This is a genomic window from Burkholderia sp. Bp9140, assembly GCF_003853425.1.
Lineage (GTDB): Bacteria > Pseudomonadota > Gammaproteobacteria > Burkholderiales > Burkholderiaceae > Burkholderia.
This window is the reverse complement of the sequence record NZ_QTPQ01000001.1, coordinates 236,772-262,454: the sequence shown is the minus strand read 5'-3', so window position 1 is coordinate 262,454 and position 25,683 is coordinate 236,772. Positions and strand designations below refer to the sequence as shown.

Annotated in this window: 23 protein-coding genes; 10 read left to right on the top strand and 13 right to left on the bottom strand. The window is 64.0% G+C overall.

Annotated elements, in window-relative coordinates:
* Nucleotides 1-2: 2 nt before the first annotated feature.
* The 5 genes from DIE21_RS01175 to DIE21_RS01155 all read right to left on the bottom strand — a co-directional run bounded on the left by DIE21_RS01175 (nucleotide 3) and on the right by DIE21_RS01155 (nucleotide 5,357).
* Nucleotides 3-1,541 carry a sugar ABC transporter ATP-binding protein gene (locus DIE21_RS01175; RefSeq protein WP_124495235.1) on the bottom strand — a complete coding sequence of 513 codons (1,539 nt, stop codon included), beginning with the start codon at nucleotides 1,539-1,541 and terminating at the stop codon, nucleotides 3-5.
* A gap of 12 nt (nucleotides 1,542-1,553) precedes the next feature.
* Complete coding sequence (locus DIE21_RS01170; protein ID WP_124495233.1) at nucleotides 1,554-2,330, bottom strand: SDR family oxidoreductase; 777 nt, start codon at nucleotides 2,328-2,330, stop codon at nucleotides 1,554-1,556.
* Between the two features lie 64 nt (nucleotides 2,331-2,394).
* On the bottom strand, nucleotides 2,395-3,672 hold the full coding sequence (locus tag DIE21_RS01165) for an L-fuconate dehydratase (RefSeq protein WP_124495231.1): 1,278 nt from the start codon (nucleotides 3,670-3,672) through the stop codon (nucleotides 2,395-2,397).
* Between the two features lie 23 nt (nucleotides 3,673-3,695).
* Nucleotides 3,696-4,538, bottom strand: coding sequence for an ureidoglycolate lyase (locus tag DIE21_RS01160; RefSeq protein ID WP_124495229.1), 843 nt, complete (start codon nucleotides 4,536-4,538; stop codon nucleotides 3,696-3,698).
* Nucleotides 4,539-4,592: 54 nt separating this feature from the next.
* The gene (locus tag DIE21_RS01155) at nucleotides 4,593-5,357 is read right to left on the bottom strand and encodes an SDR family oxidoreductase (RefSeq protein WP_124495227.1); all 765 of its coding nucleotides are present in this window, start codon (nucleotides 5,355-5,357) and stop codon (nucleotides 4,593-4,595) included.
* Nucleotides 5,358-6,031: 674 nt separating this feature from the next.
* On the opposite strand from DIE21_RS01155, the gene DIE21_RS01150 reads away from it, so the two are divergent.
* From DIE21_RS01150 to DIE21_RS01140, 3 genes are all read left to right on the top strand, one after another.
* Nucleotides 6,032-6,322 carry a DUF3331 domain-containing protein gene (locus DIE21_RS01150; RefSeq protein WP_006749506.1) on the top strand — a complete coding sequence of 97 codons (291 nt, stop codon included), beginning with the start codon at nucleotides 6,032-6,034 and terminating at the stop codon, nucleotides 6,320-6,322.
* A 166-nt stretch (nucleotides 6,323-6,488) separates the two neighbouring features.
* Nucleotides 6,489-7,475, top strand: coding sequence for an oxidoreductase (locus DIE21_RS01145; RefSeq protein WP_124495225.1), 987 nt, complete (start codon nucleotides 6,489-6,491; stop codon nucleotides 7,473-7,475).
* Between the two features lie 205 nt (nucleotides 7,476-7,680).
* On the top strand, nucleotides 7,681-7,983 hold the full coding sequence (locus DIE21_RS01140; protein ID WP_124495223.1) for a DUF4148 domain-containing protein: 303 nt from the start codon (nucleotides 7,681-7,683) through the stop codon (nucleotides 7,981-7,983).
* Nucleotides 7,984-8,174: 191 nt separating this feature from the next.
* On the opposite strand, the gene DIE21_RS01135 is transcribed toward DIE21_RS01140, so the two are convergent.
* The 7 genes from DIE21_RS01135 to DIE21_RS01100 form a co-directional block, all read right to left on the bottom strand.
* On the bottom strand, nucleotides 8,175-9,371 hold the full coding sequence (locus DIE21_RS01135) for a TauD/TfdA family dioxygenase (RefSeq protein ID WP_124495221.1): 1,197 nt from the start codon (nucleotides 9,369-9,371) through the stop codon (nucleotides 8,175-8,177).
* Nucleotides 9,372-9,394: 23 nt separating this feature from the next.
* A complete protein-coding gene (locus DIE21_RS01130) occupies nucleotides 9,395-10,351 on the bottom strand; it encodes an alpha/beta hydrolase (RefSeq protein WP_124495219.1) in 957 nt (318 codons plus the stop codon).
* A gap of 25 nt (nucleotides 10,352-10,376) precedes the next feature.
* Nucleotides 10,377-10,865, bottom strand: coding sequence for a thioesterase family protein (locus tag DIE21_RS01125; protein ID WP_124495217.1), 489 nt, complete (start codon nucleotides 10,863-10,865; stop codon nucleotides 10,377-10,379).
* Between the two features lie 6 nt (nucleotides 10,866-10,871).
* Nucleotides 10,872-11,837, bottom strand: a complete 966-nt coding sequence (locus DIE21_RS01120) for an L-carnitine dehydrogenase (protein WP_124495215.1) — start codon at nucleotides 11,835-11,837, stop codon at nucleotides 10,872-10,874.
* An 88-nt stretch (nucleotides 11,838-11,925) separates the two neighbouring features.
* Nucleotides 11,926-12,855, bottom strand: a complete 930-nt coding sequence (locus tag DIE21_RS01115) for a 3-keto-5-aminohexanoate cleavage protein (RefSeq protein WP_124495213.1) — start codon at nucleotides 12,853-12,855, stop codon at nucleotides 11,926-11,928.
* A 111-nt stretch (nucleotides 12,856-12,966) separates the two neighbouring features.
* On the bottom strand, nucleotides 12,967-13,920 hold the full coding sequence (locus DIE21_RS01110; protein WP_124495211.1) for a choline ABC transporter substrate-binding protein: 954 nt from the start codon (nucleotides 13,918-13,920) through the stop codon (nucleotides 12,967-12,969).
* Between the two features lie 317 nt (nucleotides 13,921-14,237).
* Nucleotides 14,238-15,209 carry a LysR substrate-binding domain-containing protein gene (locus tag DIE21_RS01100; protein WP_124495207.1) on the bottom strand — a complete coding sequence of 324 codons (972 nt, stop codon included), beginning with the start codon at nucleotides 15,207-15,209 and terminating at the stop codon, nucleotides 14,238-14,240.
* Nucleotides 15,210-15,345: 136 nt separating this feature from the next.
* Between DIE21_RS01100 and DIE21_RS01095 the strand changes: the two genes are divergently transcribed.
* From DIE21_RS01095 to DIE21_RS01065, 7 genes are all read left to right on the top strand, one after another.
* Nucleotides 15,346-17,646, top strand: a complete 2,301-nt coding sequence (locus DIE21_RS01095) for an NADP-dependent malic enzyme (protein ID WP_124495205.1) — start codon at nucleotides 15,346-15,348, stop codon at nucleotides 17,644-17,646.
* 1,154 nt (nucleotides 17,647-18,800) lie between these two features.
* Nucleotides 18,801-19,034: a hypothetical protein gene (locus tag DIE21_RS01090; RefSeq protein ID WP_124495203.1), complete on the top strand. Its 234-nt coding sequence runs from the start codon at nucleotides 18,801-18,803 to the stop codon at nucleotides 19,032-19,034.
* 99 nt (nucleotides 19,035-19,133) lie between these two features.
* Nucleotides 19,134-20,324, top strand: coding sequence for a hypothetical protein (locus tag DIE21_RS01085; RefSeq protein ID WP_124495201.1), 1,191 nt, complete (start codon nucleotides 19,134-19,136; stop codon nucleotides 20,322-20,324).
* A complete protein-coding gene (locus DIE21_RS01080) occupies nucleotides 20,324-21,523 on the top strand; it encodes an MFS transporter (RefSeq protein WP_124495199.1) in 1,200 nt (399 codons plus the stop codon). The genes DIE21_RS01085 and DIE21_RS01080 overlap by 1 nt, the downstream gene beginning before the upstream one ends.
* 2 nt (nucleotides 21,524-21,525) lie before the next feature.
* The gene (locus DIE21_RS01075) at nucleotides 21,526-22,404 is read left to right on the top strand and encodes a bifunctional 2-polyprenyl-6-hydroxyphenol methylase/3-demethylubiquinol 3-O-methyltransferase UbiG (protein ID WP_185640544.1); all 879 of its coding nucleotides are present in this window, start codon (nucleotides 21,526-21,528) and stop codon (nucleotides 22,402-22,404) included.
* A gap of 6 nt (nucleotides 22,405-22,410) precedes the next feature.
* A complete protein-coding gene (locus DIE21_RS37590) occupies nucleotides 22,411-23,106 on the top strand; it encodes a hypothetical protein (protein WP_260426613.1) in 696 nt (231 codons plus the stop codon).
* A 7-nt stretch (nucleotides 23,107-23,113) separates the two neighbouring features.
* The gene (locus tag DIE21_RS01065) at nucleotides 23,114-24,337 is read left to right on the top strand and encodes a DUF2087 domain-containing protein (RefSeq protein ID WP_124495197.1); all 1,224 of its coding nucleotides are present in this window, start codon (nucleotides 23,114-23,116) and stop codon (nucleotides 24,335-24,337) included.
* Nucleotides 24,338-24,553: 216 nt separating this feature from the next.
* Here the strand turns inward: DIE21_RS01065 and DIE21_RS01060 are convergent, their stop codons facing one another.
* A complete protein-coding gene (locus tag DIE21_RS01060; RefSeq protein WP_124495195.1) occupies nucleotides 24,554-25,663 on the bottom strand; it encodes a cis-3-hydroxy-L-proline dehydratase in 1,110 nt (369 codons plus the stop codon).
* Between the last annotated feature and the right edge of the window lie 20 nt (nucleotides 25,664-25,683).

Sequence of the window (25,683 nt, the reverse complement as noted above, 5' to 3'; positions counted from 1 at the left end):
AATCAGGACAATACGGTCGACTCGCGCTGCGTCGCGAGCTGCATGATCTTTTCCTGCGTGGCGTCGGCCGCGCGCAATTCGCCGGTCACGCGCCCTTCGCACATCACGAGAATCCGGTGGCTCATGCGCAGCACCTCGGGCAACTCCGACGAGATCATCACGATCGCCTTGCCGTCGGCGGCGAGCGCGTCGAGCAGCTTGTAGATCTCGCTTTTCGCGCCGACGTCGATGCCGCGCGTCGGCTCGTCGAAGAACAGGATGTCGCAATCGCGCAGCAGCCACTTCGCGATCACGATCTTCTGCTGGTTGCCGCCCGACAGGAGGCGCGCGGGCTGCGCGACCGACGGCGTGCGGATCGCGAGCTGGCGCACGTACGACTGCGCGGTGTCGCGCATCTCGCGCGCATCGAGGAACATGCCGCGGCGCACGAAGCGGCGCATGCTCGACAACGCGATGTTGTTCTGCACGTCCATCCCGACCGCGAGCCCGAAGTGCTTGCGGTCCTCCGACAGATAACCGATCCCGTGCGCGACCGCGTCGGCCGGCGTGCGGATCGTCACGGTCCTGCCGTGCACGCGGATCTCGCCCGCGTCGACCGGATCCGCGCCAAATACCGCGCGCGCGACCTCGGTGCGGCCCGCGCCCATCAGCCCCGCGAAGCCGAGAATCTCGCCGCGCCGCAGCGTGAAGCCGACGTCGCGGATCGCGCGGCCGCGCGACAGCCCGCGCACTTCGAGCGCGACCTCGTTGGCCGACGTATCGGGCGGCGTGCGGAACGTCGTATCGAGCTGGCGACCGACCATCATCGCGATGATCGCGTCCATCGACGTGCCGGCCATCGGCACGGTCGCGACGTACTTGCCGTCGCGCATCACGGTCACGCGATCGGCGATCTGGCGCAGCTCGTCCATCTTGTGCGAGATGTAGACGACGCCGACGCCGTGCGCGCGCAGGTCGCCGATGATGCGGAACAGCTCGGCGATTTCCGCGTTGTTCAGCGCCGCGGTCGGCTCGTCCATGATCAGCACGCGCGACTCGAACGACAGCGCCTTCGCGATCTCGACCATCTGCTGCTTCGCGACCGTCAGCCGGCCGACCGGCGTGCGCGGATCGAGATCGAGCCGCATCCGCGCGAAGATCGCGGCCGCGTCGCGGTTGAGTTTCTCTTCGTCGACGAACACGCCGAAGCGGCCGCGCGGCTCGCGTCCGATGAAGATGTTCTGCGCGACGCTCAGGTGGTTCATCAGGTTCAGTTCCTGATGGATGATGCCGATCCCGAGCGCCTGCGCGGCGCGCGGATCGTCGATCTCCACCGCGCGCCCGTCCATCCGGATCTCGCCTTCATCCTTCTGATACACGCCCGCGAGGATCTTCATCAACGTCGACTTGCCGGCGCCGTTCTCGCCCATCAGCGCATGCACTTCGCCGGCGCGCAGGTCGAAGTGGCAGTCGTCGAGCGCCTGCACGCCCGGAAAACGCTTGCTGACGCCGGTCAACGCGATCAGCGGCGGCGCGGTGTTCAGGTTCGGGTCGGGTTGCATGGCTCGCCGTCCTCAGCCGATCGCGCGATCGAGATGCGTATAGCCGCCATCGACGAACAGCCACTGGCCCGTCGTGTGCGATGCGCGCGCCGACAGCAGGAACACGGCCGTGTCGGCAATCTCGTCGGCCGTCGTGAAGCGCTTGCCGAGCGGCACCTTGCCGGCGATTTCCGCGATCTTCGCGTCCGGGTCGTCGAAGCCGGCGATCCAGCTCTGGTAGAGCGGCGTCATCACCTCGGCCGGGATCACCGCGTTCACGCGCACGCCGTCGTCGCGCAATGCGACGGCCCATTCGCGCGTCAGCGCGAGCTGCGCGCCCTTCGATGCGCAATAGCCGCTCGTGTTGCCCTGCCCGGTGACGGCCGTCTTCGACGAAATGTTGACGATCGCGCCGCGCGTCGCCTTCAGGTGCGGCACGCAGTAGTGCGCCATCACGTAGTAGTGGATCAGGTTGCGCTCGAGCGATGCGACGAAGGCGTCGCGCCCGGCGTCGAGTCCGATGCTGTCGTTGATGCCCGCGTTGTTGACGAGGCCGTCGATGCGGCCGAAACGAGCGATGGTCTGTGCGACTGCGTCGCGGCACTGCGCGTCGCCCTGCAACTCGACGGACACGCACACGGCGCGCGGCTGCTTCTGCGCGAGTTCGCGCCAGAAGCCATCGTCCGGCGTGTGGCGAGCGAACACCACCGGAATCGCGCCTTCGCCGGCCAGCCGCATCGAGATCGCGGCGCCGATGCCCGACGCGCCGCCGGTCACGATCACGACCTTGTCTTGCAGATTCAAATCCACTTCGCGTCTCCGTCGTTCAGGTTGTGGCCGCGCAGGCCGTGCGCGGCACATCGTGCCACGTGCTTCAGCCGCGGAACCGATACTGCTCGAGCGATTCCGGCTTCATCTCGATCGAGAAGCCGGGCGCCGTCGGCGGCATGTACGCCGCGCCGCGCACGACGCACGGTGCGACGAAATGCTCGTGCAGGTGATCGACGTATTCGGTCACGCGCCCTTCCTTCGTGCCGGAAATGCACACGTAGTCGATCATCGACAGATGCTGCACGTATTCGCACAGCCCGACGCCGCCCGCATGCGGACACACCGGCAGCCCGTACTTCGCGGCCAGCAGCATCACCGCGAGAATCTCGTTCACGCCGCCGAGCCGGCACGCGTCGATCTGCACGACGTCGATCGCGCCGCGCGCGATGAACTGCTTGAACAGCACGCGGTTCTGGCACATCTCGCCGGTCGCGACCTGCACGGGCGCGATCGCCTCGCGGATCTTGCGATGCCCTTCCACGTCGTCGGGGCTCGTCGGCTCCTCGATGAACCACGGTTTCGCGAACGCCAGCTCGCGCACCCAGTCGATCGCCTCGTCGACTTCCCACACCTGGTTCGCGTCGATCATCAGCTTGCGCTCGGGGCCGATCACCTCGCGCGCGATCGTCACGCGCCGGATGTCGTCCTCCAGGTTCGCGCCGACCTTCAGCTTCACGTAGTCGAAACCCGCGTCCACCGCCTCGCGGCACAGCCGGCGCAGCTTGTCGTCGCTGTAGCCGAGCCAGCCCGCCGACGTCGTGTAGCACGGGTAGCCGTCGCGCTCGAGCGCCGCGATCCGCGCGGCCTTGCCCGGCGCCTGCCGGCGCAGCAGGTCGAGCGCCTCGCCCTGCGTCAGGCAGTCGGTCAGGTAGCGGAAATCGATCGCGCGCACGATTTCCTCGGGGCTCAGGTCGGCGACGAGCCGCCACAGCGGCTTGGCCTCGGCCTTCGCCCACAGGTCCCACACCGCGTTGACGACGGCGCCCGTCGCCAGATGGATCGCGCCCTTGTCGGGGCCGATCCAGCGCAACTGGCTGTCCGACGTCACGTGCCGCCAGAAGCGGCCCATGTCCTCGCGGATCCAGTCGAGGTCGAGGCCGACGACGAGGTGACGCATCGCGTCGATCGCCGCGCAGCAGATCTCGTTGCCGCGCCCGATGGTGAACGTGAGCCCGTGACCTTCGAGCCCGTCCTGGTCGGTTTCGAGCACGACGTACGCCGCCGAATAATCGGGGTCCGGATTCATCGCATCGGAGCCGTCAAGCTGGCGCGAGGTCGGGAAGCGCACGTCGAGGACGCGCATCGATCGAATGATAGGCATGGCGAACGGTCCGTTAAAGGGAATCAGGCCTGCACGGTGCGCTGGCGCTGCTCGCCGAGCCCGTCGATGCCGAGCGTGATCACCTGCCCGGCGCGCAGATAGACGGGCGGCTTCTGGCCGAGCCCGACGCCCGGCGGCGTGCCGGTCGAGATCACGTCGCCCGGCTGCAGGCTCATGAAGCGGCTCAGGTAGCTGATCAGGTGCGGCACGCGGAACACCATCGTGGCGGTCGTGCCGTTCTGGTAGCGGTGGCCGTCGACGTCGAGCCACAGCCGCAGCGCGTGCGGATCGGGCACTTCGTCGGCCGTCACGAGCCACGGGCCGAGCGGGCCGAACGTGTCGTTGCCCTTGCCCTTGTCCCACGTGCCGCCGCGTTCGAGCTGGTATTCGCGCTCCGACACGTCGTTCACCAGGCAGTAGCCGGCGACGTGCGACAGTGCATCGGCTTCGTCGATATAGCGGCCGCCCTGGCCGATCACGACGCCCAGCTCGACTTCCCAGTCGGTCTTCTCCGAGCCGCGCGGAATCTCGACGTCGTCGTTCGGCCCCGAGATCGCGCTCGTCCATTTGCCGAACACGACCGGCTCCTTCGGGACGTCCATGCCCGATTCGGCCGCGTGGTCGGAATAGTTGAGCCCGATGCAGATGAACTTGCCGACGCGGCCGACGCATGCGCCCAACCGCGGCGTGCCTTCGACCAGCGGCAGCGACGACGGGTCGAGGTCGCGCAGCCGTGCGAGCGACGCGGGCGTCAGCGCATCGCCGGCGATGTCGTCGATCACGCCCGACAGGTCGCGGATCTTGCCCTGCGCATCGAGCAGGCCCGGTTTCTCATGGTGTTTGTCGCCAAATCTCAGCAGTTTCATGTCGTTTGAACGGAAGCGGAAAGTGAATAGGGATGCGTGGTCAGTTCGACACGGTCAGTTTGACCAGCCGCCATCGATCAGGTGAATCGCGCCGGTCGTGAACGACGCTTCGTCGGACGCGAGATACAGCGCGAGCGCGGCCACTTCGTCCGCGGTGCCGATGCGGCCCATCGGCTGGCGCGCGACGAACGCCTGGCGCACGACGTCGGTCGCCACCTGGCGCGTGCGCGCCTGCTCGGCGATCCGCTGTTCCAGCGACGGCGACTCGATCGTGCCCGGGCAGATCGCGTTGCAGCGAATGCGCTGCTCGACGAAATCGGCGGCGACCGCCTTGGTCAGCCCGATCACGGCCGCCTTGGTCGTGCCGTAGACGAAGCGGTTCGGCACGCCCTTCACGCTCGACGCGGCCGACGCCATGTTGATGATCGACGCGCCGCCCGCTTCCAGCATCGCCGGCAGCAACGCGCGGATCAGCCGGTACATCGACGTGACGTTCAGGTTCAGCGAGAACGCCCAGGCGGCGTCATCGCAGTCGAGGATCGAGCCGTGGTGCACGTAGCCGGCGCAGTTGAACAGCACGTCGAACGCGCGCTCCTGCGCGGCGAGTGCCGCGACGTCGCCCGCATCGGTCACGTCGAGCCGCCGCGTCGCCAGCCGGCTGCCCGCGCGCTCGGCGTCGGCCGCGAGTTGCGCGAGCGCGGCTTCGTTGATGTCGGTCGCCAGCACGTCGGCGCCCTCGCTTGCGAACCGCAGCGCCGTCGCGCGGCCGATACCCTGCCCGGCCGCCGTCACCAGCGCGCGCTTGCCCTGCAATCTCATGAGCACCCTCCTGTAAAAGCCGGACATGCCGGCTCATTGGCACAAAGGACTAAAGGTCCAACCAATCATAGGTGCGGATTCCGGATTTGTCACGAACGTGGGATTCAGTGTTTTCCCCAGCGGCAGAATCAGGCCGAGGGCGGAGCCTCCGGCGTTAGCGGGGCCTCTTTTTCGGACGCCGGCGATTGACCGCACATCGTGCAAAGCCAATACCGACGGGGGTTTGCGACGGTTGCGGATGCCCGTGCCGCGCGGCGCGCCGGGCGAAACTGACAGAAAAGTCATGTCCCCGTCAGGGTCTCAACCGGGGGCGCGCGCGATCATGGCGTTGCCGGACCGCGCTTCCCGGTACACCGCCCCGCCCGTCGCCGATCCCTGACGGGTACCTCCGTCCCCCGCGGTGTCCACGTGACTGAGCGAGCAGACACGGTGGCGCGGCCCGATTTTCCGCCCCGGGCGCTTCGCGTCCGGGGCGCTTTTGTCGCTGGTTTCTCACGAAAATGCGCGTCGATTGTTTCTAAATCGGCAAAAGGTAATTTGAGCCAGACAGGATGTTTTTTCCGGTCACAGACGCTTACATTTAGCGCACCACTCATGGAAACCGCTACGGATTCGTCTTTGGGTAGTGACATCCACTGCCACGGCCGAACCGCACGAGCTTTAGGAAACGGCAAATGAAGGCCTCCAAATCCCTGCCTGCGCTCGATCCCGCCGACGTCCACGTCGAAATTCTCGAACGTTCCGATACGCTGCTCGTCGTACGCTGGGTCGAGCCCGGCCGCTGTCATTACGGCGAACAGCGCTGGCGCCGCCGCTTCGCGCAGCGCACCGGCACCTGCGCGCTGTCGCGCCAGGTCATCCAGCGCGGCGACGAAGTATTCCGCCCGGCCGAGCGCCCGGCACCCGCGAACGCGGCCGCGATGATCTCCGCCGCCGAAGTGCTCGCCCTGGCAGGCAGCCGATAACGTCCGCCAGCTGCGTGCCCGGGCCGGCTGCGTGATACGCAGGCCCGCCCTAGAAGCGCCGGTCTAATTCCCCTGCTTGTCTGTCCCGCCTGCGCGGACTATCGTTACACCACTCAATGTAACGATTACGCGTCGTGGCGCACCGGCCACGCCGCTGGAGGCAGACATGCATGCATGGAGCGCGCGCCACGTCCCGGCGCAAGGCGGCAAGGTCGCGGTCGTGACCGGCGCCAACAGCGGCCTCGGCTGGCAGATCGCGGAAACCCTGGCCGCCAAGGGCGCGACCGTCGTGATGGGCTGCCGCGATGCCGCGCGTGCCGCGCAGGCCGCCGATGCGATCCGCCGCCTCCATCCCGGCGCACGGGTCGAGGTCGATCCGCTCGACCTCGCCGATCTCGCGTCGATCGAGCGCTTCGCCGCCGACGTCTCCGACCGCCACGGCCGCGTCGACATCCTCTGCAACAACGCCGGCGTGATGTTCCTGCCGCTGCGGCACACGCGCGACGGCTTCGAGATGCAGTTCGGCACCAACCACCTCGGCCATTTCGCGCTGACCGGCCATCTGCTGCCGGCGCTGCGCGCCGCGCGTCGGGCGCGTGTCGTAACGATGTCGAGCGGCTTCAACCGCGGCGGCCGGATCCGCGTCGACGACCTGCGCGCCGAGCACCGTTACAACCGTTATCTCGCGTACTGCGACAGCAAGCTCGCGAACCTCGTGTTCGCGATCGAACTGCAGCGCCGCTTCCAGCGCGCGGCGTTCGCGGGAATCAGCGTCGCCGCGCATCCCGGCTACGCGGCGACCAACCTGCAGTTCGCGGGCCCCGCGATGGACAGTTCGCCCACCCGCGCCGCGCTGATGCGCGCGGCGAACCGTTATCTCGCGCAACCGGCCGATCAGGGTGCCTTGCCCGCCATTCATGCGGCGACGTCACCCGACCTGACAGGCGGCTCGTACGTCGGGCCGTCCGGCTGGTTCGAGTCGCGCGGCCTGCCGGCGCTCGCGAGCGTGCCGCGCGCGGCGCGCGACGTGGCCGCGGCCGCGCTGCTTTGGGAAGCGTCGGAGGCCGCGACGGGCGTGCGTTTCCTGAGCGCCGGCGTGCCCGCCGGCCGGCCGCCGGCCAGCCCGTTCGACACGGCGGCCGAAATGCGCTGAACCGCACGGCCGCCCATTCGTCACTTATTGCATTTACGGAAATGAAAGCTCGATGAAAGCATGATTCGACGTGCCACTGTTACCACGCAGGAAACAATCTATCGTCAAAATCAGCGTTTACCCTGAACCATCCGGTGACTAAGATTTAGTCAATCGCTGCAGACATGGTGTCGAAAGCGAACCCAATAAAACACCGGAGGTCATCATGAAATCGCTCGTTTCCGCAGTTGTTGCCGCTGTCGCCCTGTCCGCTTCGTTCGGCGCTTTCGCACAAAGCACCGTGACCCGCGCACAAGTCCGCAACGAACTGGTCCAGCTCGAACAAGCCGGCTACAAGCCGGGCCTGTCGAGCCCGTACTACCCGAACGACATCCAGTCGGCGGAAGCGCGCGTTCATGGTGCCGACGCCAGCGGCTACGGCGCGCAACCGGCTCCGGTCGTCCACTCGGGCGCCCCGGCCGCCGCAGCGTCGTCGAACGCTCGCGACTCGGTCTTCTTCGGCCAGTAAGCCGACGCGCCCCCGGCGGGCGCACCGCGCATCGCGCGATGAAGTCGTATCCGGACGAGCCCGCCATGCGGGCTCGACCTTTTTGTGAAACGCATACCTCCGCCGCCCGGCAGCGGGTGGCTTCGCCCGGGCGCCATGCGTCCGGGCGCTTTTTCCCGGCGAGGTATGCGTAACGATGCCGTATGCGCCGATCAGCGCTCCGCGGCTGCCGCAGGTACGGCACGCGACAGCACACGCCAGCGCGACAGCAGTTCGTCGCGATCGACGTAGCAGCCCTGCAGATGCCGGCGGCCCGTCGACGGATCGAACTCGGTGCGCGCATGCAGCACGCGCCGGTTGTCGAACGCCCACATGTCGCCCGCCCGCAGCCGGCGCTGCACCCGGAAACGCGGCTCGCGCGCGAGCGCAAGAAACCGCCGGTACGCGCGGTAGACGGCCGCGACCGATCCGGCCGGCGCATCGAGCGGCCCGCGCAGGAAGTTCGCGACACGCACCTCGGTCACGTTGCCACGCGCATCGAGCCCGATCACCGGCGCCGAACAGCGGTAGTCGCTGTTCGCGCTCTTGTTCCAGAACTCGAACGGCGTCGACGCAAGATGCCCGAAATCGGCCGGATATTCGCGCCGCAGCGCATCCGCGAGCGCAAAGCCATCGAGGAAGATGCTGTCTCCGCCCGTTGCGTCGTTCGCGAGGCAATGCAGGAACTGCACGCCCGGCTGCAATTCACGCGTCGGCAGGTCGGTGTGCGGCGGCAGGTTGAGCGACGTATAGGCATTGCTGTCCGGTCGCGGCTTCGATTCGACATCGAACAGCATGCCGAAATTGCTTTCGCGGATCAGGCCGATACGACGCGCGATCTGGTCGACCCGGCCGCGTTCGGCCGGCACGCCCTCGACGAGCGTCAGCCCCGTGCGCTGCAACGCGGCGAGCCATGCGCGCAACGCGCCGTCGTCCTCCATCACGTCACGCCACGCGAACACGCCGATCGCCGTCTCATCGTCGCCGACCCACACGTGCCGCCCGTGCGCGGCCTGGCGCTCCGCGCGCGACGCATCGTCGTAGGCATGCGCGCGCAACCATCCCGGCGACCAGGTACTGCGATGCCCGTCGTTCCACTCGACGTGCAGCGCGCCGTCGGTTTCGACATGCGCGGCGAGTGCCGACAGATCCTCGCGCGTGTCGGCGATCTCGAACACCTGTTCGCGCGTGACCGCATGCACACATGCGGAACACGCGCAGTTGTCGCGCAACCAGTCGAAGTGAAACGGCGATCGTCGCGTGTCACCCCACTCGACGTCCACCGCTCCATCGCCGATCGTCGCCGCCGCAATGGCCGCGTCGGCGGAAAAGGTCCGCCAGTCCTCGATACGGTGTTGCGCTGCCTGCATCGTTGCCTCCCGGAAAACGCCCGCTACGCGTGTGGTGCGAGCAGAAACGCGCCGATCATCCGGTGCATCCGCGCCGCCTGCGGGCTCGTTCCGAGCGCGCGCCAGCAGCCGTGCACCAGCCCCTCTCCCCGCCAGTAACGCGCGGCGCCGCCGGCCGCGAGAATGCGTTCGACATAGACGCGTGCATCGTCGCGCAGCGGATCGTGTTCCGCGCCGATCGCGAGCACGGGCGGCAGCCCGTCGAAACGCGACACGGCAAGCGGCACCGATGCGCGCAGCAGCGGATCGTCATCGTTCGGCGCAACGTCTCCTTCACCGCCCCAGTACAGCGCGCGATAGCGATGAACGTCGTCGAGCGTCAGCATCGGCGCGTGCGCTTCCGTTTCGCGCGCCGGCGATTGCGGTTCGATGCCGAGCATCGGATACACGAGCGCAATTCCGTCGAGGCCGCCTTCGCCCGCATCGCGCAGCGCAGTCGCGACGGCGGCCGCGAGATTGCCGCCGGCACTGTCGCCCGCGAGCGTCAGCGGTCGTGCGCATGAGACGAACGGCCAGCATGCATCGCGCGCGGCGCGCGTGACGGCCAGGCAGTCCGCGAGTGCGGCCGGCGCGCGATGCTCGGGCGCGAGCCGGTAGTCGACCGCGATCACGGCCAGCCCCGTGTCGGCCGCCAGTTGCGCGGTGATCAGCGCGTGGCTGTCGAGCGAGCCGACGACGAAGCCGCCGCCATGAAAGAACAGCACGGTGCCGCGCGGTTCGCGCTGAGCGGGCGCGTAGCGCCGCAGCGCGATCGCGTGCCCGTCCGGTGCGTGCCACACCGCATCGTGCCGCACGATGCCGGCCGGCAGTTCGGCGGGTGTCCATGCGGCCGCGAAGCGATCGTAGAGGCGGCGTTGCTCGTCGGGCGAGCGCGCTGCCGTGTCGGCCGGATACGCCGCGTCGACGGCCGCGACGAACGCGGCGATTTCCGGTTCGAGCATCGTATGCGCCCCGTCGTCGCCGGCACTAGCGGCGCGGCGGCAATCCGATCACGCGGCCCGCATACGCAGGCGCCGCGCAATCGCGCTGCAACGCGTGCAGTTCGGCCACGCGCGCGGCGACGTCGTCGTCGAACGGCGCCGATTTCGCGCCGCCGCGCGTGTCGACGTGCAGCAGCATCTGCTCGCTCGCGGACACCGCGCCGTCGTGCCCGTCCGCGAACAGTTCGAGATACAGGTGCAGCCGCTTCGCGTCGTGCGCAATCACTCGCGCATCGACGCGCACGCGCGTGCCTTCCTTGATCTCCTGCAGATAGTTCACGTGCGCTTCGAGCGTATAGACCGAGCGGCCCCGCTCGCGACGCGCGGCATCGTCGAGACCGATGCGCTCCAGCAGCGCATCGGTCGCGAAGCTGAAGATCAGCAGATAGAACGCGTCGCGCAGATGGCCGTTGTAGTCGACCCACTCGGGCCGCACGACGTCGCGGTAAATCGTCAGCGAGGTATCGCCTGTCATGTTCAATCAATCCTCGAATCGCATGCCATGCCGCGCCTTCACCGCGGCGATCGCCTTCAGCACCTCGGTAATGCACTCGTCGCGATAGCGTTCGAGTTCCTTGATGCTGCGCGTGCCCTGCTGCTCGCTCGTGCCTTCGACGACGCGGTCGATCAGTGCGTCGGTCAGCGTCGGCGCGACCAGCTTCGTCCATGGCAGTTCGAGCGCGGGGCCGAACTGCTGCATGAAGTGTCGCATGCCCGCGTCGCCGCCGGCCAGCGTGTAGGTCAGGAACGTGCCCATGAACGACCAGCGGATGCCCGCGCCGAAGCGGATCGCATCGTCGATCTCGCCGGTCGTCGCGACGCCCTCGTTGACGAGATGCAGCGCCTCGCGCCACAACGCTTCGAGCAGCCGGTCCGCGATGAAGCCCGGCACTTCCTTGCGCACGTGCAGCGGCCGCATGCCGAGCTTGCGATAGATCTCCATCGCCGCGTCGACCGCTTCCGGCGACGTGCGCGCGCCGCCGAGCACCTCGACGAGCGGCAGCAGGTAGACCGGATTGAATGGATGGCCGACCACGCAGCGCTCCGGATGCACCGCACGCGCGTAGAAATCTGTCGGCAGCAGCCCCGACGTCGACGACGCGATGATCGCGTCGGGCTTCGCCGCGCGGCTGATCTGCTCGTGCAGTTCGAGCTTGAGCGCCTCGCGCTCGGGCGCGCTTTCCTGGACGAAGTCCGCGTCGGCGACGCAGGCCTCGATCGTCGATTCGAAGCGCAGCCGCGCGGGATCGGCGCCCGGCGCGAGGCCGACGCGCTCGAGCGCGGGCCAGGCATTCGCGACGTTCGCGCGCAACCGCGCTTCCGCGCCCGGCGCGGGGTCCCAGACGACCACGTCGAGACCGTGCGCAAGCGCACGGCAAATCCATCCGCTGCCGATCACGCCGGTGCCGATCGCGGCGAACGTCCTGATGTCGGTCTTCACAGCCATGTCAACACATCCTTCAAATCGAGGGAAATCGGACGGCGGCGCGCTCGTGCGCGCGCCGCCGCATTGAATCGGAATCCGCTTTGAAAACTCACGCGAACTCGGCCACCGCGCGGCGTTCGAGCAGACGCTCGCCGCGCGCCGGCAGGCCGAGCTTGCGACGCCCTTCGGCCGGCGTCAGCACGCGAGCGCCGAGGCGTTCGACGATTTCCCGCGCACGCTCGACGAGCGTGCCGTTGGTCGCATGCACGCCGCGATCGAGCCAGATGTTGTCTTCGAGGCCGACGCGCACATGACCGCCGAGCAGCATCGCCTGCGCGACCATCGGCATCTGCATGCGGCCGATCCCGAAGCCCGCCCAGTGCGCGCCCGGTGGCAGGTTGTCGACCATCGCCTTCATCGTGCCGGTGTCGGCCGGCGCGCCCCACGGAATGCCGAGGCACAGCTGGAACAGCGGCGGATCGTCAAGCAGTCCTTCCTTCAGCAGTTGCTTCGCGAACCACAGATGGCCCGTATCGAAGATTTCCAGCTCCGGCTTCACGCCGAGTTCCTGGATGCGCTTCGCGCCGGCGCGCAGCTGCGCGGGCGTCGACACGTAGACGTAGTCGCCGTCGCCGAAATTCAGCGTGCCGCAATCGAGCGTGCAGATTTCCGGCAGCAGTTCCTCGACGTGCGCGAGGCGCGTGAGGCCGCCGACGAGGTCGGTGCCCTTGCCGAAGCGCATCGGGTCCTCGCCCGGGCCGATTTCCAGATCGCCGCCCATGCCGGCCGTCAGGTTGATGATCACGTCGACGTCGGCCGAGCGGATCCGGTCGACCACTTCGCGGTACAGGTTCGGATCGCGGCTGCCGCGGCCCGTCTGCGGATCGCGGACATGGCAGTGCGCAACCGTCGCGCCGGCCTTCGCGGCTTCGATCGCGGCCGCCGCGATTTCCTTCGGCGTGACCGGAATCGCCGGATGCTTGCCGACCGTATCGCCCGCGCCGGTGACCGCGCAGGTGATGATGACTTCGTGGTTCATGCTGTATGCCCTCGCTTGATTCGGTGCTGGATACGATGTGTATCGCTCAATTTACGTCGTACTGCAGATGATTCTCGCCGCGCGCCGCACGCATACGGCGCGCACGGGCCGTTACAGGCCGAGATAGGCCTTCACGGCAGGCAGGCCGTCCTTGCCGTCGAACGTCTTGACGCCGGCGAGCCAGGCATCGAGCACCTGCGGATTCTTCTTCAGGTACGCCTTCGCGGCGTCGGCCGGCTTCGTCTTGTTCATCACCGACTGCATCAGCTGGTTCTCGAGCTGCGTCGTGAAGCGCAGGTTCTCGACGAGCTTGCCCGCGTTCGGGCAGCGCGAGATGAAGTCGGGCGCCGTCAGCGTGTACACACGCGCTTCGCCGTAGTTCGGGCCGAACGCCGCGTCGCCGCCGGACAGGTAGTTCATGCTGATCTGGATGTTCATCGGATGCGGTTCCCAGCCGAGGAACACGACCCACTTCTTCTCGCGGATCGCGCGCTCGACCGTGACGAGCATCCCCGCCTCGCTCGATTCGACCAGCTTGAAGCCGCCGAGGCCGTACTGGTTCGTGTCGATCATCTTCTGGATCGTCGCGTTCGCGCTGCTGCCCGGCTCGATCCCGTAGATCTTGCCGTCGAGCTCGGCGCGGTGTTTCGCGATGTCCTCGAAGGTCTTCAGGCCGGCCTGGTATTCGTAGCTCGGCACCGCGAGCGTCGCCTTCGCGCCCGACAGGTTCGGCGGTTCGACCACGTTGATCGACTTGCTGTCGAGGAACGGCTGGAGCTGCTTTTGCTGCACCGGCCACCAGTAGCCGAGCGAGATGTCGAGCTGCTTGCTCTTCAGGCCGGCGAACGAGATCGGCACCGACGCGATGGTCGTCGTCGGCTTGTAGCCGAGCCCTTCGAACACCGTCGAGGCGAGCGCGGTGGTGGACGTGATGTCGGTCCAGCCGATATCCGCGAAGCGTACGTTGCGGCAGGTCGCGGCATCCGTTTCGGCCTGCGCCGCGGTCGCGAACGCGCCGGTCGCCAGCACGGCCGCGACGAACGCGGCGATCTTTGTCGACTTCAAGGTTTCTCTCCCGGTTGGACCGATGTCCGACGGGTTCGCGGAGTGCGTCCCGGCCTGCATCGTGGGTGTAAAAGTAACGAGCCATATTGGTCGCAAGACGACCGGCGGCGACCTGTTCTTGACTGTTTGCGACTATGGGTGGAAACCACTATGCGCGGGCAGTGGCTTGTGCGGTGGGGGTTCTGGGCGGATTTTGATGTGCGGGGGTTTGTCCGGATGCGGCGTGAAGGAAACAGACCGGACGTGCCTTGGCGGCGGTGTTCGAGCGGGCGTGATGCGGTGCCCGGCCCCGCGGGCATGGACCGGCTCCCGAAGCCTTATCGCGGGACTTCGACGTAGGTTTCCCTGCAGATCTCGCGCAGTGCCTGGACCAGCAAGTCCCGCGTCGGCGCATGCGATTCGGCGGCACGGGTAAACAGCGCGATGGGCGGCAGCGTCCAGACCAGCGAGTAAGGCACGATCGCCACCCCGGCGATGCGCACCATTTCTTCCGCGATATCGGCCGGCACGATGGACACCGCGTCGTCGCTCGACGCGATCATTTCGCCGATCAGTTTCGACGAGTAGCTTTCGACGATCGGCACCGGCGGCGCGATCCCCGCCGACAGGAACAGGTCGGTCACCTGTTCCCGCATCGGCGTGTGGGGCGCGCCGAGAATCCAGTCCAGCGCGTGCAGCTTGTGCCAGTCGAGCTGCGTGCGGGCCAGTTTCGCGGCGAGGCGCCGGCTCGCGATCATCCGCGGCTGCTGCTGGTACAGCACTTCGAAGGAGACCTGCCCCAGATCGATCGCCGACGATGCGCGCCCGATCACGAGGTCGACGCTGTGGTCCTTCAGCTGCAGCAGCAGCTGGTCGCTGGTGCCTTCGTGGACCGTGACGGTCAGGCGCCGTTCCATCCGGGATTGCAGGCGCTTGAGCGCCGCCGACAGCATCTGGCCCGAAATAAACGGAATCACGCCGATATGGAGATGCGCCGCATGGCCGGCCGCGACCGCCTCCATCTCGCGGGCGAGATGGTCGAGGTCCTTCAGCATCGCCCTGGCCCGCTCGAGCACGACCGAACCGAGCGCGGTCGGCCGCATCCCGCGCGACGAGCGCTCGAACAGCGGTGTGCCGAACATGCTTTCCAGCTCGGACAGCGCGTTCGTCACGGCGGGCTGGCTGCTGGCCATGTGCTCCGCGACGCGCGTCAGTGACCCGTGCTGCTGGATCTGCAGCAACAGCATCAGGTGCCGCATCTTCAGGCGCGCGCCAAGGCGCCTGACCACGTCGTTCGCGTCGAATGTCATTGCCTGGCCACGCACCCATCATGAAAAAGTGATGGACCGATATTAAAACAGAATCATCTCCTTATGGGCGATCCCTAGAATCACTGCCATGGATCGCGTCGGGACTGGCCTGACGCGCATGCCCGGACCCAAGAACATGAAACAGACAGAGACCCAGCAGCAAGCCGCGTTCGACTATCACGAGTTTCCGACCCCGGGGAAGATCTCGGTCGTCGCCAGCAAGCCGCTCGTGACGCAGCGCGATCTGGCACTGGCCTATACGCCCGGCGTCGCCAGCGTGTGCGAGTCGATCGCCGCCGATCCGCTGCAGGCGCGCCGCTTCACGAGCCGCGGGAATCTGGTGGGCGTGATCACCAACGGCACCGCCGTGCTGGGTCTGGGCAACATCGGCGCGCTCGCGTCCAAGCCGGTCATGGAAGGCAAGGCCGTGCTGTTCAAGAAGTTCGCCGGGATCGACGTGTTCGACATCGAGATCAACGAGACCGATCCGGACAAGCTCGTCGACATCATCGCCGGCCTCGAGCCCACGTTCGGCGGGATCAACCTCGAGGACATCAAGGCGCCCGAGTGCTTCACGGTCGAGCGCAAGCTGCGCGAGCGCATGAAGATCCCCGTCTTCCACGACGACCAGCATGGCACCGCCATCACCGTCGCGGCCGCGTTCATCAACGGGCTGAAGGTGGTCGGCAAGTCGATTTCGGACGTGAAGGTCGTGACGTCGGGCGCCGGCGCCGCGGCGCTGGCCTGTCTGGACCTGCTGGTCGACCTCGGGCTGCCGATCGAGAATGTGTGGGCGACCGATATCGAGGGCGTCGTCTATCGCGGCCGGACCACGCTGATGGATCCGGCCAAGGAACGCTTCGCGCAGGAAACCGACGCGCGCACGCTGGCCGACGTGATCGGCGGCGCCGACGTGTTCCTCGGGCTGTCGGTCGGCGGCATTCTGAAGCCGGACATGCTGAAGGCGATGGCCGCGCGTCCGCTGATTCTCGCGCTGGCCAATCCGACGCCGGAGATCTTCCCGGAACTCGCGCATGCGACGCGCGACGACGTCGTGATCGCGACGGGCCGCTCGGATTTCCCGAACCAGGTCAACAACGTCCTGTGCTTCCCGTACATTTTCCGCGGCGCGCTGGATGTGGGCGCAACGACGATCACCCGCGAAATGGAAATTGCCGCGGTTCACGCGATCGCCGGCCTCGCGGAAGAAGAGCAGAACGATGTCGTCGCGGCGGCCTATGGCGGCGACGAAGTGTCGTTCGGTCCGCAATACCTGATTCCGAAGCCGTTCGATCCGCGTCTGATCGTCCGTATCGCACCGGCCGTGGCCAAGGCGGCGATCGAAGGCGGCGTGGCGACGCGCCCGCTCGCGGATCTCGATGCGTATGTCGAGCAGTTGCAGCAGTTCGTCTACCACTCCGGCGCGTTCATGAAGCCGCTGTTCGCGACCGCGCGCCAGCTCGTGCGCGACGGCGGGAAAGCTCGCATCGTGTTCACCGAAGGCGAAGACGAGCGCGTGCTGCGCGCGGTGCAGGTCATCGTCGACGAGAAGCTCGCGCGTCCGATCCTGGTCGGGCGTCCCGAGGTGCTGCTGGCGCGGATCGAGCGGTTCGGCCTGCGCCTTCGTCTCGGCCAGGATGTCGAGGTGACCAATCCGGAATACGACGAGCGCTTCCCGCAATACTGGACGACGTATTGGGAACTGCGCTGCCGCGACGGCATCTCGAAGGAAATGGCGCGTGTCGAAATGCGGCGTCGCCTGACGCTGATCGGCGCGATGATGGTGCGCCTCGGCGATGCGGACGGGATGATCTGCGGAACGGTCGGCGAATATCACAATCACCTACGGTTCGTGGACGAAGTGATCGGCAAGAAGCCCGATGCGTCGACCTACGCGGCGATGAATATCCTGCTGCTCAATCAGCGCACGGTCGCGCTGGTGGATACGCACGTCAACGACAACCCCGACGCGGAACAGATCGCGGAATTCACGATCGCCGCGGCGCGGCAGATGGAGTGGCTGAATCTCACGCCGAAGGCTGCGCTGCTGTCTCGGTCGAACTTCGGGTCGGGGAGCGCGGCTTCGGGCGTGAAGATGCGCCAGGCGCTGGAGATCATTCGCGCGCATGCGCCGGATATCGAGGCGGATGGCGAAATGCATGGCGACTGTGCGCTCGATGAGACGCTGCGGTCGCGGCTGCTGCCGATGTCGCCGCTGAAGGGTGCCGCGAACCTGCTCGTGTGTCCGAACGTCGATGCGGGGAATATTGCCTATAACCTGCTCAAGACCGAGGCCGGTAGTAACGTCGCGGTGGGGCCGTTCCTGCTGGGCGTCAACGGGCCGGTGAACATTCTCACCTCGAGTGCGACGGTGCGGCGGATCGTGAACATGACGGCGTTGACGGTGATCGAGGCCAATCGGAACGCGGCGGTGTGATTGCTTCCGAAGCAATCGCTTGACGCGGGTCGGCTGCGGCCGACCCCGTCGATCAGCGGGCGCAAGCGAACACCCCATACCCTAATCGGCCAATAAGCCAACGCGATTGAAGCGGCGCTCTCCTGCGCCGACAGTGCCTATGCGAGTACTGCATTGGGAAATCGCTTCGTTACGAGTCGGATAGAAGGCACATTGCCGGAAGACGCGGCGCACGCCCCTCGGAGCGAATGGCAATCAATAGAGGCCACCGTTAGACACCCTCTCGTCCCATCGACAAAGCAGCAGCTTGGTCGATGCGGTCAACCGGCAAACACGTTCCTGTCGGGGCTTCTCCTTGTAAATCGGGAACATCGATTTGAACGGCGGCTTCCCGCGCTGGCGCCGGCGCAGCCGGGCTTCCAGAGCGTTATGCCTACGCAGGACATGCCGCAACCCCGTACGGCACCATAGATCGATCCCAGACGCCGATGCCCGGCGATATCGCAGTGGTGCCAACACTCGACGCGCCACGCCGAATGACGTCCCCGTCCAGTAAGCGTGGCGCACCGCAAGACCAAGATCGACCTCTTCCCGTTGCGAAACTTCACCGTGCCGTATCAGCGGTTCATCGTCGCCCACCCATCAGACGCGTTTCACTGACAGCGCGCACACACGAGTCGGGGACCGCGCCATGCGGCCGCGAACGCAATGTTTCTCAGTGGAGCTATAGGACCGCCGCGTGCGCGTCTGCAATCGCAAACGCTTCCCAAAATCACGCCACCATGCCGCCATCATCATGCGCAGCATGACCTTCTCCCTACCTTTGAGAAATAATTGAGATATATGCAAAACCATTATCAATCAGCGGCGATGCCCAGATAAATAAGCCCCGGCATTTCTATCAGGCAATCGAACAAAAAATACACCCAACAATAGCCATTTCGCACAAAAACGAAATGAGCCACCCTACTTCCACAGCCCCCCATTTATCCATATAAAGCCACCCGGCACGCGCCGTAGATATAGGGATCGATTACATTTATCTTTCTTACAAATGCTTGACATAGAGATTGGACTTGATGCACTCTTTCTCAGCGGGCAACCCCTTAGTGAAAAAAGCAAGGATGTTCGCATCACTTTCTCTAAATTCCGTTTCGTTAAAAAGGAGCATCAATATGACGATTTCCTTGAAAGACATAACGAGAAGCCACGAATTGACCGCTATCGAAGTCGAGCCGGTTGTGGCCAACGTGAAATACGCTCAGCGTAACGACGTCGAGATCGAACCGGTTGTAGCCAATGTCAAATACGCCCAGCGCAACGATGCCGAGGTCCAGCCGGTTATGGCCAATGTCAAGTATGCGCAGCGTAACGATGAAGAAGTAATGGCGATCGTCGAGACTGCATGAGAGGCACGGTAATGCCGAAGCAGTAGTGAATCTGTTCCGTGAGCAAGGGATGTTGCCTCTTGCTCACCTATCCATGTTCCCGTGAATGGAGAGTCGAATATGGTCACATTTTTGTCGCCACAATTTGCGAAAGAATTATGGGGTAAGAAAGCGACAGAGCTGACCACATCGCAGATTCCATTCACCGACAAAGATGTACTGGGCGCGCTCAAGCAATATGCGGCCTGCGCGAACGACATTCGATCCCGCAACCTCCAGTCCGAAGCCATAACCGCTTTGAATGGAAAGCGCACATCGGAACCTCTCGCTGATTTTCTTGCACTGGCCACCGATGACACGATCGAGGATTATGTATCGAGAATTGATCGACTTGCGGGCGGCGACGAATGGACGGTCATGTACTATGGACTTCATGCGGCAAGCCCCATCATCTGGGATGTCGCAAAGGCATTTTCAGACCAACTCGCCTTGTCAATAGGTTATCGGCCTGGCGGCCGCGTCGATATCGATTGTTTCATTGGCCGATATTCATCGACCTATATTGGAATCCATGTAGATCACGCACATAATTTCGGATTCACCTTGCGTGACGGAAAAACGATGTTCACCTGGCCCGGAACCAGGTCGGATCTTGTTGGCGTGCGATTCCCTGACTATGAACCATTCAAATCCGAAGGCATTCCGCTAGAGAACAAAACGAATCGAGTGACCTATTTCCCAGAAAACTGGCTGCACGTTGCCGAAACGAAATCTGACGTTTCAGTCAACGTGAATATCGCTTTCTGGGAAACCGGCAACGATTCGCAACAAAATGCGAACTACGTGAAGAGCCTGCTCCAGGCACCCAATCGCACCCGCCATGACGTACGTTCTTCAGGCATCGCGAGCCTGAATCCCGATGACGAGCTTTTGCTTTCGTCCCTGAAGGCATTGCTTGATGGCACGTCTCTGAAACGACGAATGATGATCTCCCAACTCGTCTCGGACACCAGCAGCCGCCTGAATGTCGGCCGTCCGATCGTCGAGGTCGATGAACTGGACGATGTCATTGAGCTCAACGCCATAAGCACCCTGCAGTGGATGCCTGTATTGCAAGACGGCGAGATCCTGATCGCGGCCAACGGCCACTGCGGCAGCTTCAGATACAGTCGCGCACTGCACGACTTTCTGAATCACCTGTCTGCCGGGCTGCAAGTCGACATTGCAGATTTATCAAGCGGAAAAGACAAACTGCTTAACGATGATCTGCTGAATGTAGCCGCGTCGCTGGCACGGTGGGGGGCACTTTGATGGGCATCAGAGGTCGATGGGCGTTCGTCTTTATCTGCATCTCCCTGTCGTTTGGCAGCTTCGCTGATGAAGCCGCTCAAGTGACCTTTGCACTGAGGCTGGCTGACCATACTTCATCGGTATCGATATTGCTTGCCGTCGGTCTCATCGGAGGCATGCTGTCCGGCCCGATCGCCCCCCTGATCCTCCAGAGGATCGGGCCTCGCAAAACGATTCCCGCGGTATTTCTCCTTCAGTCGCTTCTGATCGCAGCAGCGTCCCTGGCCAATCAGTTCTGGGGCTACATCGTCGTGTCGATGGCACTCGGATCCACGGGGTCTCTTCTGTGGGCAGCAATCATGGTCGCGATTCCGAGCTATACAAACGAAGAGCGGCACATCGATCGCGTCAATCGGATTACGCAATCGGTGCGGAACATGGGTTACGTGGGCGGCCCTGCCCTCGGCGGTTTGCTGTATGGCATGGCCGACCACTCACGGGGGCTATTGACGCTGGCCTTGCTGGTGTTGGTCGCCGCTCCTGTCACTGCATTATGCTTCAAGGCGCTGGATTCCTTCAGCCACACATCCAGTCAGGCCTCCATGCAAGCCAAGCAGAAGGGAAGACTCGACCTGCTCGGTCTCGTTCGCACGGCCGGCGTGATCCGTGCGGTCGCTCCACTGTTGATGACGGTCGTGCTGACATCCACGCTCAATGTGCTGCTGATATTTCGAGTGCGTACTGAACTGCAATTCAGTGCAGAAATCTATGGACTCGTCATCAGCGCATTGAGTGTGGGTCTGATCGTCGGTCCCGTGATATTTGCCGGTCTGTTTGCGAGGCGCGGTGATGCCGCCGGCGCCTCGATCGCCGCCAGTGTCATCGGCGCCGGCATTTTATGGCTCGCATTGAGTGACGCTGCATGGCTCATCATGTGCGCCGCGTTTCTGATCGGATCGGCCAACGGCATCCAGAACGCACTCACGGCAAGTTTCATGATGAAGGCGATCGATCCGCAGCGGCGTGTCGACCTGATGCCAGCCTATATATTTTGCATCCAGACTTCGGTGTTTCTCGGCTTTCTGAGCGCCGGCATGATCAGTACGGCACACGTGAGCATGGCTCTCGTGGTTGTGGGAGTCGCAACGGCGATTATCGGCGCATGCGGCATCGCGTTGAATGTCAAAAACCGACCAAGCATGGTCACAAAAGGAGCCTGACGATGGATCGCATAGGACGCTTCGGATCGAAGCCGAACGATACGAAATCGATCAAACTGCAAGCCCCTTTGGATCGCATCGTGACATCGGGTATAGCGGATCTCCGAGTCAGCCATTACTACTTCGACGAGCCGCTATTCGACGAGTATGAATTGACGACAGTCCGTGCGACATGGGATTTCGCCGCCGCGGAATCCATTGTCCGCGATGGACACCGTATTCTCGATCTCGGCTGCGGCGATGGCCGGCTGCTCCTGCACCTCGCCGGGAAATTCGCGCTGCAGGAGAGCTTTGGCGTCGACATCTCCCCCGTTGCCATCAATCGCTTCAATGCGTTCATCGGTCACAGCCACATTCACGCGCTCCAGGGCGACATATTTGATCTGCCGACGCCAATCACACAACGTCACTTCGACGTCGTGACGTTCGGCGATGCGACCATCAATTTCGTTCTGGACGACGATAAGCTCGAAGTACTGTTGCGTAGCGCGAAGACGCAGTTGCGCAATTCCGAATCGAGGATCATGGTCGCCGTCTTCGGTGACGGCACACCCGAGCGTCTTTCGTTCATGGACAAACGATGCACGGTGGTGCCATTTCGGCGGAGCAACGGGGAAGCCGCGCTCATCTGGTGGGCCTACAAATACGACAGCGACAAACTGATCATGCATCGATCGGTCTTCGCGCAGTCGGGACGAAATGAACACGGGAATATCGAAGGGGTCGTATGTGATCTACGAGACCGGATGTGGACGCCGTCGGCACTGGCCCCCATCGCGGAGGCCAGTGGCCTCACGGTCGACAAGGTGATTGCATCCGAAGTGCAAGACGGGGCCGCGGTGGGCATGGCAACAGCAATTGTCATATTGAAATCGGCGTGAGCAACCATGAGAACAGACCCTATTCGACCCAACTTTTATCAGGGCACGGGAGGCTATGCCTGGCAGCTCGCCGAGTATCTCCTGGGCCACCACGCCGAAGGTCATGTCAGCTACACCCTCAGCAAGTCAATGCCGCCGGAATTGCGGAACCCGCTTGCAACCTGTCCTGAATTCCTGGCTCCGGATCGCTCGGTCAGATGGTCCAGGTCAGCACGCATTACCCGCAATACCCCCCAGCTTGTCGGTACGCGTGGAATTCGATCATCGCTTGTCGTGGTTGAGAGCGCGCAGGCGTTTGGAGGGTTTCGCCATGAAGACGTCGAGGCGCTCACCGAAGGGACAACCGTAGGGGCGTTGCAGTACATGGAAATCAATGGCGTGGCGCATGAAGCGTGCACGCTATTGGTTGCACTGTATCGACATGGGTTCATCGAGACTGACCAGGTATTCCCTGCTTCTCCACCGGTTCGCTATTTGATCGAACCCACCTGCATCATTACGAACGCCCCAGGATTCGGACGCGTTGCCATCAACCAGCTTAACGGTCGAACCATCCGTTTGAGCGAAACTTCTCGACATATATTCTCCCCGCCCAAGCCCTCGACCGAGTTACCTGAATCACTGCCCCCGAACATCGTCCACTTTGTGGAAGCCGGCATGTTGAGATTGATTTCTGGAGAGAACTCCCGTGCACATGATTAGACCTGGAATGGGTACCGAGAACAGCGCCAATCTGATCTCCACGCTCATTCGTATGGCGCGCCCCGCTACAGTCGTCGAAATAGGCGCCGGCGACAGCACGGTTTTCATCGCGAAGGCGCTCGAACAGGCGCGGCAGGATTGGCAGCACGACAAGAATTTGCTGGATGCGTCGACATGGCAGGAGCGAAGCGCGCTCCTCGACCCGACCGGAATTCCCGACAACTATCACCCCAGGCTGATCACCATCGACGACTTCACGGCTGAAGGCTCCTCGGCCGAAGAAGCGTGGGATGCGTTGAAGAATAACGATGTCGACGAGGGCCTCGTTACATTCGTCAAACGCAACTTCTACGCACTCGACGAAGCCACCATCGCTTCATGGGGCGTGATAGACATCGCGTGGATCGATGCGGGCACGCCGGCCGACGACGTCCGTTTCGTCGCGACACTTTGGGACCGTATCGCGCCTGGCGGCTACCTGTGCCTGCACGAGCCGACCATGTTGACCACCGTCAGCATGGAAGGTGCTCAGCGCGTTCGCAGAGTCAGGACGCCGATCTGGGAGGAGCTGTTTCGCAGGCTGGACGATTCATTCGAGCTGGTAACACTGCCGGAGTTGCACAAATACCGGCAGAGTGGCTTGGGTATCGTTCGGAAGCGTCAACAAAATGAACGCGTGTTCCGGTCCCAGCCGCTGCAGTCCGACCTTGTCGCACTCGGAGAAATTCCGATTCGCAGCAGCTATTTGACGATTGGCGAGGAAACGTTGAACCATCGTCTTCGCAAGGACGCAATCATTGCCGCGATGACGTCGCGTGAAACGCGCGCCGTTTACGCCGCGATCGTCCTCGGCGTCAATCGCCTCGCCGATATCGCGGAGAAAGCCGGCATCGATGCGAAGGCTGTCAGCAAGATCGTGACTCGGCTGCTGAACATCGGCCTCATTCAACGGGACGAGCATGGACTTTCGGATGTCGACACCGTGTGGAACGACATTGCCGATCGACAGCATCGCAGCGCTGAAGATTTGAGCGATCGACAGCTGGAAACGGATCTCGCCATCGAAAAGATCGCGACGGCTTTCGCCCCGGATACGCCCTACACCGAATCGGAGATATCCAGAATCTGTCAGCTATTCACAACCGACTACGCCCGACTGAGGCGGCATCTTGTCGATCGCGGCGTACTGCAACGTCATGACAACCTATATCGACGCGTTCTATCGCAATAAGGCAGAGGGTTGCCAAGCTCCATTTCGAGACGCACTTTGAAACAAGTGATGTAGTCATTGCACTCCGACCGCGCTGATTCGACCCGTCGTTGCAACACACTTGAAGCTGCGTGGCAGCAAGGCGTGTTGCAACGAAACAGAGACGATCGATCGCCTCGCGGGCAGCGGCCCGCGGACCGCTGCCTGAGCACGGCCGCCTTCCCCGCTACGTTTCGGCTAACCCGCCCGACCAACGACGGCAACGGGATCGCCGAGCACCTCCATCTTCGGCTTGACGCCAAGACCCGGCTGATCCGATACCGACATATAACCGTCCGTCAGTTCCGGTCCGCCCGACGCGATCGTGAGACCGTGATACTCGTGGAACGCCGACGACTGGAAGTGAAAGCCCGATGGCGTCGAGTGCGCGAGATGGCAAAGCGCGGCCGTCGCGATCTCGCCGCCCCACGTGTCTTCAATCGTGAGCGAGATTCCCAGCGTCACGGCCAGATCGCGGAATTGCCTGGCCTTCGTCAGCCCGCCGACGCGACTCACCTTCAGATTGACGACATCCATCGCACGATCCTGACAGCCGCGTATCAGCACGCGAATGTCTTCCATGCACTCGTCGAGGATCATCGGATGATCGGTATGCTGCCGGACAGCGAGGCACTCCTCGTAACTCGGGCACGGCTGCTCGATGTAGATATCGACGTCGCGAATCGCCTTGACGACGCGTAGCGCCTCGTGCTGCCGCCAACCGGTATTCGCATCGGCGGCCAGGACATTGCCCGGGCGCAGTTCGGCCGACACTTTCAGGATCCGCTCGATATCGGCGTCCGCTCCGGCGCCCACCTTCATTTGAAACTGCCTGAAGCCCTGGTCCTGATACTCGCGGATCTTCGTCGCCATTGCGTCCGGATCCTGCCGGGTGACGACCTTGAAGAGCTTGACCTGGTCCTGCAGGCGCCCGCCGAGCAGGTTGTATACCGGCTGGCTGGTCGCCTTGCCGAGAATGTCCCAGCACGCCATATCCAGGGCTGACTTGACGTACGGGTGACCTTTGAGAAGCTCATCCATGCGGACATTGATCCGGCCGATCTGGCACGGGTCTTCCCCGATCAGTCCCTCCGCGATCTTCACGAGCCCGGCGCGGGCGCCTTCGGCATAAGCCGGCAGATACGACGGCCCGAGCGGGCAGATTTCGCCGACGCCGACCAGCCCGACGTCCGTTTCGACGACGACAACGGTCGAGTCGAACGATGCAAACGAGAACGTCGACCAGCTGTAGGCGCCCTCCTTCAAGGGCAAATCGACCTGGTACAGGGAAATTTTCGAGATCTTCATGGGGGCCTCCGCGCCGTGTG

What these genes read in the sequence shown, in the direction of transcription:
- DIE21_RS01175 (WP_124495235.1), bottom strand. Translation starts at nt 1,541, where the DNA reads ATGCAACCCGACCCGAACCTGAACACCGCGCCGCCGCTGATCGCGTTG.
- DIE21_RS01165 (WP_124495231.1), bottom strand. Translation starts at nt 3,672, where the DNA reads ATGCCTATCATTCGATCGATGCGCGTCCTCGACGTGCGCTTCCCGACC.
- DIE21_RS01160 (WP_124495229.1), bottom strand. Translation starts at nt 4,538, where the DNA reads ATGAAACTGCTGAGATTTGGCGACAAACACCATGAGAAACCGGGCCTG.
- DIE21_RS01155 (WP_124495227.1), bottom strand. Translation starts at nt 5,357, where the DNA reads ATGAGATTGCAGGGCAAGCGCGCGCTGGTGACGGCGGCCGGGCAGGGT.
- DIE21_RS01150 (WP_006749506.1), top strand. Translation starts at nt 6,032, where the DNA reads ATGAAGGCCTCCAAATCCCTGCCTGCGCTCGATCCCGCCGACGTCCAC.
- DIE21_RS01145 (WP_124495225.1), top strand. Translation starts at nt 6,489, where the DNA reads ATGCATGCATGGAGCGCGCGCCACGTCCCGGCGCAAGGCGGCAAGGTC.
- DIE21_RS01140 (WP_124495223.1), top strand. Translation starts at nt 7,681, where the DNA reads ATGAAATCGCTCGTTTCCGCAGTTGTTGCCGCTGTCGCCCTGTCCGCT.
- DIE21_RS01135 (WP_124495221.1), bottom strand. Translation starts at nt 9,371, where the DNA reads ATGCAGGCAGCGCAACACCGTATCGAGGACTGGCGGACCTTTTCCGCC.
- DIE21_RS01130 (WP_124495219.1), bottom strand. Translation starts at nt 10,351, where the DNA reads ATGCTCGAACCGGAAATCGCCGCGTTCGTCGCGGCCGTCGACGCGGCG.
- DIE21_RS01125 (WP_124495217.1), bottom strand. Translation starts at nt 10,865, where the DNA reads ATGACAGGCGATACCTCGCTGACGATTTACCGCGACGTCGTGCGGCCC.
- DIE21_RS01120 (WP_124495215.1), bottom strand. Translation starts at nt 11,837, where the DNA reads ATGGCTGTGAAGACCGACATCAGGACGTTCGCCGCGATCGGCACCGGC.
- DIE21_RS01115 (WP_124495213.1), bottom strand. Translation starts at nt 12,855, where the DNA reads ATGAACCACGAAGTCATCATCACCTGCGCGGTCACCGGCGCGGGCGAT.
- DIE21_RS01100 (WP_124495207.1), bottom strand. Translation starts at nt 15,209, where the DNA reads ATGACATTCGACGCGAACGACGTGGTCAGGCGCCTTGGCGCGCGCCTG.
- DIE21_RS01095 (WP_124495205.1), top strand. Translation starts at nt 15,346, where the DNA reads ATGAAACAGACAGAGACCCAGCAGCAAGCCGCGTTCGACTATCACGAG.
- DIE21_RS01090 (WP_124495203.1), top strand. Translation starts at nt 18,801, where the DNA reads ATGACGATTTCCTTGAAAGACATAACGAGAAGCCACGAATTGACCGCT.
- DIE21_RS01085 (WP_124495201.1), top strand. Translation starts at nt 19,134, where the DNA reads ATGGTCACATTTTTGTCGCCACAATTTGCGAAAGAATTATGGGGTAAG.
- DIE21_RS01080 (WP_124495199.1), top strand. Translation starts at nt 20,324, where the DNA reads ATGGGCATCAGAGGTCGATGGGCGTTCGTCTTTATCTGCATCTCCCTG.
- DIE21_RS01075 (WP_185640544.1), top strand. Translation starts at nt 21,526, where the DNA reads ATGGATCGCATAGGACGCTTCGGATCGAAGCCGAACGATACGAAATCG.
- DIE21_RS37590 (WP_260426613.1), top strand. Translation starts at nt 22,411, where the DNA reads ATGAGAACAGACCCTATTCGACCCAACTTTTATCAGGGCACGGGAGGC.
- DIE21_RS01065 (WP_124495197.1), top strand. Translation starts at nt 23,114, where the DNA reads ATGGGTACCGAGAACAGCGCCAATCTGATCTCCACGCTCATTCGTATG.
- DIE21_RS01060 (WP_124495195.1), bottom strand. Translation starts at nt 25,663, where the DNA reads ATGAAGATCTCGAAAATTTCCCTGTACCAGGTCGATTTGCCCTTGAAG.